Here is a 1,876-nt window from a genome sequence, read left to right on the forward strand (position 1 = left end):
GGTTTAACAACGATTTCTTGGTTGATTAATCAAATTATCACCTATGGAGTCATTGCAGCAGTTGTGATCTTTTCTCCAGAGATTCGGACTGGTTTGGAACGTTTGGGAAGGGCGACAGATTTCTTTTTTACTGCTCAAATTAGTGCAGAGGAGCAAATGATTCGTGCCTTTGTCAAGTCGGTTGAATATATGAGTCCTCGTAAGATTGGTGCTCTGGTTGCCATCCAACGAGTTCGGACCTTACAAGAATACATTGCGACAGGTATTCCCTTGGATGCCAATATTTCAGCAGAACTCCTCATTAATATCTTTATCCCCAACACTCCCCTACATGATGGTGCTGTGATTATCAGAGAAAATAGGATTGCAGTCACCTCTGCCTATCTGCCCTTGACAGAAAGCACAGGGATTTCCAAGGAATTTGGGACCAGACACCGGGCGGCTATCGGTTTATCAGAAGTGTCCGATGCCTTGACCTTCATCGTCTCGGAGGAAACAGGTGGTATTTCTATTACTTACAATGGGGTTTTCAAGCATGATTTGACGATTGAAGAATTTGAAGCAGAGCTACGAACAATTCTTTTGCCAGCTGTTGAGGAAAAAGCCAGTTTCAAGGACCGTTTGCTAGGAGGTTGGAAATATGAGAAAAAATAGTCTATATATCATTTCATCTCTCTTTTTTGCTTGTATCTTATTTGTCTATGCGACGTCAACCAACTTTCAAAATAGTAATACCGCAAGGCAGGTCAAATCAGAAACTTACACCAATACGATAGCGAACGTTCCTATCGTTATTCACTATGATGATGACCATTATTTCATTAGCGGATTTGCATCAGAGGTTTCAGTTGTGCTGACAGGTGCCAATCGTGTGACCTTGGCCAGTGAAATGCAGGAAAGTACTCGTAAGTTTAAAGTAACTGCTGATTTGACGGATGCCAGTGTTGGAACGATTGAAGTTCCTTTGAATATTGAAAATCTTCCAAGTGGATTGACCGCTGTGGCAACGCCTCAAAAGATCACAGTGAAAGTTGGGAAGAAGGTTAAGCGAGATGGTATGATTGTTGTGCCACAAGTTGATCAAAGCCAGATTGATCCCAAGTTACAAATTGATAGTGTAACTGTATCAAATGAACGGGTTTCTGTCACAACTGACCAAGAAACATTAGCTAAAATCGATCGCATTATTGCGCTTTTACCAACTAGCGAACGCATAACAGGTAATTATAGTGGTTCAGTGCCTTTGCAGGCAATCGACCGCAATGGTGTTGTCTTACCGGCAGTTATCACTCCGTTTGATACAACAATGAAGGTCACTACAAAACCTGTGACACCAAGTTCAAGCACATCAAATTCAACAACAAGCAGTTCGTCGGAGACATCTTCGTCAACGAAAGCAACTAGTTCAAAAACGAATTAAAAATAGGAAAAGGATTTTATAAAAATGGGTAAATATTTTGGGACTGATGGAGTCCGTGGAGAAGCTAACGTAGAATTAACGCCAGAATTGGCCTTTAAACTAGGACGTTTTGGAGGCTATGTTCTTAGCCAACATGAAACGGAAGCACCGAAAGTTTTTGTAGGACGTGATACACGTATTTCTGGGGAAATGCTAGAATCTGCCTTGGTAGCTGGTCTTCTTTCAGTTGGTATTCACGTATACAAACTAGGTGTTTTGGCAACACCAGCAGTAGCTTACTTGGTAAAAACTGAAGGAGCAAGTGCTGGTGTCATGATTTCTGCTAGTCACAACCCAGCCCTTGATAACGGAATTAAGTTCTTTGGCGGCGATGGCTTCAAACTAGACGATGAAAAAGAAGCAGAAATTGAAGCCTTGCTAGATGCTGCGGAAGATACTCTTCCTCGTCCAAGTGCT

2 protein-coding genes and 1 pseudogene are annotated in these 1,876 nt (G+C 41.9%); all 3 read left to right on the forward strand.

Features of this window, described 5'->3' with window-relative positions:
- On the forward strand, positions 1-654 hold a 654-nt coding region (gene cdaA, locus PAN06_RS14045; RefSeq protein ID WP_269796636.1), incomplete at its 5' end, for a diadenylate cyclase CdaA.
- Positions 641-1,420 carry a CdaR family protein gene (locus PAN06_RS14050; RefSeq protein ID WP_269796637.1) on the forward strand — a complete coding sequence of 260 codons (780 nt, stop codon included), beginning with the start codon at positions 641-643 and terminating at the stop codon, positions 1,418-1,420. The genes cdaA and PAN06_RS14050, both read left to right, overlap by 14 nt.
- 24 nt (positions 1,421-1,444) lie before the next feature.
- Positions 1,445-1,876: pseudogene (gene glmM / locus PAN06_RS14055) on the forward strand (phosphoglucosamine mutase); the annotation flags it as partial.

The organism is Streptococcus sp. SM3, assembly GCF_027497875.1.